The organism is Nostoc sp., assembly GCF_041747015.1.
In the GTDB taxonomy this organism is placed as follows: domain Bacteria; phylum Cyanobacteriota; class Cyanobacteriia; order Cyanobacteriales; family Nostocaceae; genus Nostoc.
This window is the reverse complement of the sequence record NZ_JBGTFY010000417.1, coordinates 1-7,196: the sequence shown is the minus strand read 5'-3', so window position 1 is coordinate 7,196 and position 7,196 is coordinate 1. Positions and strand designations below refer to the sequence as shown.

General features: G+C 45.3%; 6 protein-coding genes. 4 read left to right on the top strand and 2 right to left on the bottom strand.

Annotated elements, in window-relative coordinates:
* Positions 1–232, top strand: a 232-nt coding sequence (locus ACEW80_RS32700) for a hypothetical protein (protein WP_373530598.1), incomplete at its 5' end; no start/stop codon positions are given.
* Here ACEW80_RS32700 and ACEW80_RS32695 read toward each other — a convergent pair.
* Entirely contained in the window at positions 229–2,658 is a 2,430-nt protein-coding gene (locus ACEW80_RS32695) for a GH116 family glycosyl hydrolase (protein WP_373530597.1), read from the bottom strand. The genes ACEW80_RS32700 and ACEW80_RS32695 overlap by 4 nt on opposite strands.
* Before the next feature lie 396 nt (positions 2,659–3,054).
* On the opposite strand from ACEW80_RS32695, the gene ACEW80_RS32690 reads away from it, so the two are divergent.
* Entirely contained in the window at positions 3,055–3,528 is a 474-nt protein-coding gene (locus ACEW80_RS32690) for a hypothetical protein (protein WP_373530596.1), read from the top strand.
* Positions 3,529–3,602: 74 nt separating this feature from the next.
* The gene (locus ACEW80_RS32685) at positions 3,603–3,794 is read left to right on the top strand and encodes a hypothetical protein (protein WP_373530595.1); all 192 of its coding nucleotides are present in this window, start codon (positions 3,603–3,605) and stop codon (positions 3,792–3,794) included.
* Positions 3,795–3,874: 80 nt separating this feature from the next.
* Here ACEW80_RS32685 and ACEW80_RS32680 read toward each other — a convergent pair whose 3' ends face one another.
* Positions 3,875–4,252 carry a CU044_2847 family protein gene (locus ACEW80_RS32680; RefSeq protein ID WP_373530594.1) on the bottom strand — a complete coding sequence of 126 codons (378 nt, stop codon included), beginning with the start codon at positions 4,250–4,252 and terminating at the stop codon, positions 3,875–3,877.
* Between the two features lie 67 nt (positions 4,253–4,319).
* Here ACEW80_RS32680 and ACEW80_RS32675 point away from each other — a divergent pair.
* Positions 4,320–7,196: caspase family protein (locus ACEW80_RS32675; protein WP_373530593.1), on the top strand; the 2,877-nt coding region annotated here is incomplete at its 3' end.

The window sequence follows — 7,196 nt, the reverse complement described above, 5'->3', positions numbered from 1 at the left end:
CGGAAAGTCAATTCCGACGCTCGATGACTCGCTACCGCTTCTCTACGAGACGCTACGCGAACGCTATCATTGCCCAGAATTCATCCCACGCTCCCCTGAGTACAGGGTGAGACGTGGGGCTTCTTCTGCTCTAGCTAAAATTATCAGCAATGTCAGATATTTATCAACAGTGGTCAGTTGCACTTCCTACCAACCACTGAGGATTTTCATGCTGATATTGCTTGATAGTTAATCAATAACTAAGTAAATTCCCCAAATCGCCATTGCCCGCAGGTAAGTGCTAGCGCGGAAAGTACCAGATGCGGTGATAGCTTCGGGCGTGCGAAATTGCAGACCATTGTTGTAAATTTGCTGCACCACAGCTTGCGTCAACTTAAATGCTTCATCCTTCATTCCCATCTGCACAAGAAAAGCCGCCAGCCCAAAGTTTATCCCTGTCCAAACTTCCAGGGGATGAGTGGCTTGAGGGTTTTCTGGTGAACCGTCAGGACGAACACCATTAACTGCACCAAACTCACCTTTGCAGAATTTCAGAAAGCAAGCATCATAAATAGTTTTCAGGGCAGAAACAGCCCGATCGCTCGGTACAATATCAGGTAAGTCCAGCAATTTAGCATAGAACTGTCCGCACAATTGATCTGCCATTACCACATCAGAACCACTTTCACTATCAAGTTTGTAATATTGCCCATTCCAGAGTTTTTCTTGGTAAATAGGAAGAGATTGTTGTAACCAAGTTTCATAGATGGATTTTTGTAACGCCAACTGTGCTGCGTTACTTTGGCGGTGTATTAATAAGATATCGTTGATGGCGATCGCAGCCTCCAGCGCTGCTAACCACAATCCACCACAATAGGCGCTAACACCCTGCAACCGCCAATCATCAAAGGTTTGATCAGGCGCACCAGAATTTTCGGGAATTCCATCACCATCAAGGTCAAAAGTTTTCAGGTAGTCGAGGGTTTGAACGATCGCACTCCAACAATCTGCCAAGAATTCTACATCGTCAGCACCCGTGAGCAGAAAATCGCGGTATACTTGCAAGACAAAATCACTACCTAAATCTTTCCACAAATTGCAATCTTGATAGCTGGTGTAGTTGGTTTTCTCCCAAACGTGTTCATTCGGTGCGCCTAAATCGTGGGGTGTTGCACCTACGACTTTGCGAACGGCGATGGGACTTTCAGCTTTGATTGTCATGTAATAGCCAATTATCCGGGGAGTATCATCACCTTGAGGAATCGCCCGTGCAAATGCCCGCATCACTGACTTTTCCAGTTCTGGAAACAGCATCAGCAGCGCAAAAGAGCCATACAGCCGTACGTCTAAACTTTCATACCAACGGTAATCTAGACACTCCAGCACTGCAAACTGACCGATGGGGTCAAGTTCCGATGCAGCACTCCAGAGAGTACCGCCACTGGTGAGATCGTAAAGCTCGTTAAATAGAGCCATTTTAAACCAGTTGGGTAAATCTTCCCGGTCGAGAATGGGTTGTTGCCAACTTTGAATTTGCGATCGCCAACTTTGGTATTCTTGTAGGGCAGTGGATGCGATCGCCCAAGCATTATCACCACTTTTACCAAAAAAGTCTGTATATCTGCGATAATAATTAACTCCAGCAGCAAATTCTGTGATGGGGAGATCCCAAGCAAGGACAAAGGGGATTTCGAGAGTTTCGCCTGGTTGGAGAGCAAAACGAAGTGCGATGCCTGCGGCCGGCGTAGCCATCGCAGTTCCTAATTGTGTATTATTTGCCGCTGGAATCGTATCTAGATAATTAGGCAAAGAGCCATCTTTAGCAAAGCTTTCCCATATTTCCTCACCCGTTCCTTCAGGATTCCAGCGAGTATGGTGAAATACCTCTACTTGGGGATGTTTCAGCGTCGCAATACACCAAGTTCCGTCACCTTCTTGCAAAGGTTCATCACTATCAACCCGACCTAAAACACAGCCAAACTGTTGTGTATTTTCAACTATCTGGTTATAGTTTCCTTGACTTTCGCCCCAGCGCGGTTGGTATTCGTAAACCGGACTACCATCATCACGCACCCGCACTTCGGGAGATTTCAGGGCGTTCGTAAACCAGCCCACCATATTTTGCCAAGTGAGCATGATGCTGAGAGTAATCGGTGCATCTGTGGAGTTATGAGCATTCCAGAGGAATATTGCCACAGGGTAGCTACTTTCTTGGTAATTACCTGCCCAGATTGGAGAAAACTGCTCACAGGTCAACTGTGTTTGAAATACATTTTCATATACAAACCAGCTACGTGGATATAGGGCGTGATAATTGCCCGTTCCCTCTGTGCTGGCAAGTGTTGGATACCATTGCCAAGCTTTGAGAGTGCCATCATCGGGTGCTTGGGTAGATAAAGCGTAGGCTTGGGAAGATGTACCATTGGATTCAAACACACTGAATTGACAAGCAGGGACATTTTTGAAGGTATGCTCACCACCGTCGATGTGCCACAGGTTAAAGTCTCCCCGTGAAGAGCGACCGATGCAACCTGCACCAAAGCCACCCAAAGGCATACCATGCCAAGGGCCATCATCGATATTGCTAGCGTAGCGAACGGTATAAGGTTTGTCCCAGCCTAAACCGATGGGACGGTTCCAAGTGCAAGAGGGAATTTTTGAGGAGAGTTGATTTGTCATCGCCTAATGTTACAGCGTGCAGTTACGTCAATGAAGACTAGCGCGATGTGTGATTTTTCTCAAGGGGCATAACGATGTAAGGGCACGGCAATGCCCATTGGTGTCAACTTAACGTAAAAACCAGTCTAGAAAAAGCTTTTAGAGATTGTCTCGTTCCCAGTCTCCGACTGGGAATGCCTAGTGGGAGGCTCTGCCTCCCAAATTCGCGGCAGAGCCGCTTTTGATTTGCATTTCTAGCCTCTGGCTAGAAACGAGGTTTTAAAGGGGTTTGGGCTTAACTTGACACCAATGGGCAATGCCGTGCCCCTACGTCGTGTTGTTAAAGCTTTGAACTTGGTAATCGTTTTGTATATGTGGGAACTCTAAGAGTAAGCCACATACCGGAGACTAATTTTTATGTCCACAGCCCCAATTAGTGCAACACTAGCGCAATCAGAAAGAGATGCTGTGTTGCAAGCGATCGCCACCATTAAAGAAAAGCTACCATTTTTGATTGATTTAAGTAACGAGGAGCGGAAAGCTTTACCCAAAATGGGAGATAAAAGCCGCGCCTTTGTCAGCAAAGCGTTAGAAGTAGCGACACAGAACCCAGAGTTTTTACCGCGATCGTTTGACCTGGATGAAATGCGGAAGGATGTACAATTGTTTGAGGCGTTGTATCCAGTATTGCTGTCGCTGTCACAATTCCATGAATTGGTGGATGATACATTTTTAGCGGTGGGTAGTGAAGCCTATGCAGCCGCGTTGCAGGTGTATACTTATGCCAAAGTTAGTGGACAAGGCGCTGGTTTAGAGACAGTAGTTGAGGAAATGGGGCAAAGGTTCGCCCGTAAATCTCGGAAAGTCAAGCCTCAAGCAGCAGCGTTGTAGAAAATAACTCGGTGATTGCCCTTCAAAGGTGCAATATTGAGGCTCAGAACTCGGATGTTGGAGTAAATTGCTCGATGTTCCGAGTTCTGAACTCGAAACTTCAACCTCTGAACACGGAATTTCGAGATGAGAACACAAAACTTCGAGCTTTGAACAGCAACATCCGAGATCCAAAGGCGATCGCTTACCCTTTGAACTCGGAACTTCGTGCTTTGAACAGCAACATCCGAGATCCAAAAGTAAATGATGGTGAGTTGAGGGTGTAAACGTAGCCCGTCGGAGCGATCGCTTCCATAATTCCTAGCAGAGTTGGAGGTATAAAGCTTATCCCTGCTAAAACAAAACCTCAAGTGCTGGAATTTTGCTTGTTCTCAGGAAACTTACACTTCACCTCAATTTCAAAATTACTCTCCGCCGAACCTTCAGTTACGAAGGGGATACCAGTTTTTCCGCCTATCTTCAAGCCAAACTTCAGAGTAATCTCTTCAACTTCGGCAGTACCTAAATTTTTAAAAGCGCCAATGGCATATTTGGTATAAGCTCGAATTTGATTGTGAACTTCATCTATCTTGACAAATGCCTCTTCCCGCCAACCAAAGGATTCTTTATCTTCATCAACCTGCGGTGTGGCTACTTCTGGTATATTTGGCGTTTCCTTTGATTCAAACAGAATTGTATATTTTTCCCCATCTTCTTCAAAAACCAAACGTTCTATGTTTGACATCAAACCCTGACCTTTTAAGTGTATTTAGGTTATCTTATTCCTCATAGATAACCTAAATAATATATATATGACTCGTTATGCGCTTGTAGTTGGCATTACAGATTACAAAAGTCCGATTAACAAACTCACAAAACCAGCTACGGATGCAGAAGCGGTGGCGCAAGTACTAAAAGCGCATGGTGATTTTGAGGATATCGCTGTACTCAAAGGGGAAGTTAGTACAAATAAGTTGGCTGAAGCTTTAAAAACACTTTTGCAACAACAAGCAGTTAAAAACGAAGCCCTAATTTACTTTATAGGGCATGGTATCACCGTATCTGACAGCTTAGGAACACAACAAGCATATCTAGCAACCTCTGACTTGACAATTGTCACTCAAGGCAAGCAAATTATTGAACAAACAGGCGGGATTAGTCTTCTGAGCCTGAACAATTTAATTAGAGACTCCGGCTTCAGTAGTTTAGTAGTGCTATTAGATTGCTGTCACAGTGGTTATTTTTTGGAAAACAATCTGCTCAAAACAACTCTTACCGCCTTTAATTTAGAAAGCGATTACTACTTTATTGCAGCTTGCAGACCTTTTCAAGAAGCTTATGCCTACAGAAGCGCACAACACAGTATTTTTTCAACTGCTTTGCTGGCAGGGTTATCACCAGAGAAGGCTAATCAGCATGGACAGGTGACAAGTGCTGCTCTCTTCGGTAATATTAGCGCCGAACTTAAAGGTAGTGGTCAACAACCGATTCAAATGGGTTGGGGAAGTTCGATTACTTTAGTTACCTACAAGCATCAAAGACAAGCTCAGACATTTGAAGTAAAAGAAGAATGTCCTTACCAAGGATTAAAGGCGTTTGAAGCTGAACAAAAAGAGTTTTTCTTTGGACGCAAGCTGGTTGTTAGGGAAATTCTGGCAAAACTCAACGAAAAGCCCTTTGTCCCCATCATTGGCGCTTCCGGTAGTGGTAAATCTTCAGTAGTGCGGGCGGGTTTGATTCCACAATTAGATAATAATGAGTGGCAAGTTTTAGAGCCAATCAAGCCAGGAATTACACCTTTAACAGAATTGAGCGGAGCTTTTAAACAATTTTTTAAGGGGATTAAAAAACAGAAGCAGCTTGAGAATTTGATTTACACTGAGCCGAATAGTCTACCTGCAATTCTCGAAAATCTCCCTGGTTCAGCAAAATTCTTGCTGGTGGTAGATCAGTTTGAGGAAGTATTTACTGGCGGTGCTAGTCAGCAAGAAAAGCAGAGATTTATTGACTTGCTGACTCAGGTAGTAGAAATTACCGGTTCGCGGTTAGCAGTTGTGATTACTATGCGAGCGGATTTTCTCGAACCCTGTTTAGATTATCCCTCCCTGACTCACCTGATTCAAACCCAGGCAGTTTTTATGCCACCTTTAACCGGAGTTGATTTAAGGGACACAATCATCGAACCTGCCAAGCTTCAGGGTCATAGTGTTGAAGAAGAGCTACAACTGAAAATTCTCGAAGATGTGAAACAAGAACCAGGGTTCTTGCCTTTGTTGGAGTTTGCTTTAACTAAACTCTGGGATGAACGCGATCAAAAGAAACATGAACTCACCTTTGAAAAATATAAAACGTTGGGAGGATTAACAGGGGCGTTGAATCTCCATGCAGAAAAGGTTTATCACTACCAAGATTATGAGGAGGAATCCCCAACCCAAGAACGCACTCAGCAGGAAAAAGAATGGATTCAGCGGATTTTTCTACGGTTAGTGCGAACGGGAGAGGGAGAAAAAGACACTCGCCAGCGCCAACCAAAAGCCACACTATTAAATATTGCAGGTGATGATGCCAATCAACAGCAAGACCTCGGTGAGTTGATAGATGGGGAAGCGGGATTAGTTAAGGGACGCTTGTTGGTTACAGGGGAAGATGAAAAGGGAAAAGCCTCGATTGATTTAGCCCATGAAGCTTTAATTGAAAGTTGGCAGCAGTTTGCCCAGTGGCGACAAAAAGACCGAGACTTGCGGCGGTTGAGCGACAGGTTAGAAGATACCCGGCGGGAATGGTTGAACAAAAGACAGGATGACAAATATTTGATGCAAGGGGGATTGCTGGCGGAAGTGAGGGATAGCTGGCAACAATTACAGCCCCATTTGCAATCACCCCAAGAAGATGAGGATTTTTACCAGCGCAGCGACGCCCATGAAAAAGACCGCATTGCTGAACTGGAAAGGGCACTTACTGAATCCCAGTTGCGAGAGAAAGCGGCGAGGGTAGAGAATTTATTGGCTGTCCAACCCCTAGATAGTCTAATTCTAGCAATTCAAACAATGGGAGAGAATCAAGAGAAATTACCCCACCACATTCTTGCACCAGTTCAAAACAGCTTGAATCGGGTAATGAATAAAGTGAGAGTTTCCATTCCCTTCCGTGGTCATGAGGGTGAAGTCTGGTCTGTCGCCATTAGCACAGATGGGCAGACTATTGTCAGTGGCGGTCGTGACGGCACAGTGCGGTTGTGGAACCTGCAAGGTCATTCCCTGGTTGAACCCTTCCGTGGTCATAAGGGTGAAGTCAGGTCTGTCGCCATTAGCAAAGATGGGCAGACTATTGTCAGTGGCGGTAGTGATGGCACAGTGCGGTTGTGGAACCTGCAAGGTCATCCCCTAGCTGAACCCTTCTGTGGTCATAATGGTAATGTCTGGTCTGTTGGCATTAGCACAGATGGGCAGACTATTGTCAGTGGCGGAGGTGACGGCACAGTGCGGTTGTGGAACCTGCAAGGTCATCCCCTAGCTGAACCCTTTGATGGTCATGAGAATTATGTCATGTCTGTCGCCATTAGCACAGATGGGCAGACTATTGTCAGTGGCGATGGTGACGGCACTGTGCGGTTGTGGAACCTGCAAGGTCATCCCCTAGCTAAACCCTTCTCTGCTCATCCGGGTGGTGTCAATTCTGTTGCCATTAGC

What these genes read in the sequence shown, in the direction of transcription:
- ACEW80_RS32685 (WP_373530595.1), top strand. Translation starts at nt 3,603, where the DNA reads ATGTTCCGAGTTCTGAACTCGAAACTTCAACCTCTGAACACGGAATTT.
- ACEW80_RS32680 (WP_373530594.1), bottom strand. Translation starts at nt 4,252, where the DNA reads ATGTCAAACATAGAACGTTTGGTTTTTGAAGAAGATGGGGAAAAATAT.
- ACEW80_RS32690 (WP_373530596.1), top strand. Translation starts at nt 3,055, where the DNA reads ATGTCCACAGCCCCAATTAGTGCAACACTAGCGCAATCAGAAAGAGAT.
- ACEW80_RS32695 (WP_373530597.1), bottom strand. Translation starts at nt 2,658, where the DNA reads ATGACAAATCAACTCTCCTCAAAAATTCCCTCTTGCACTTGGAACCGT.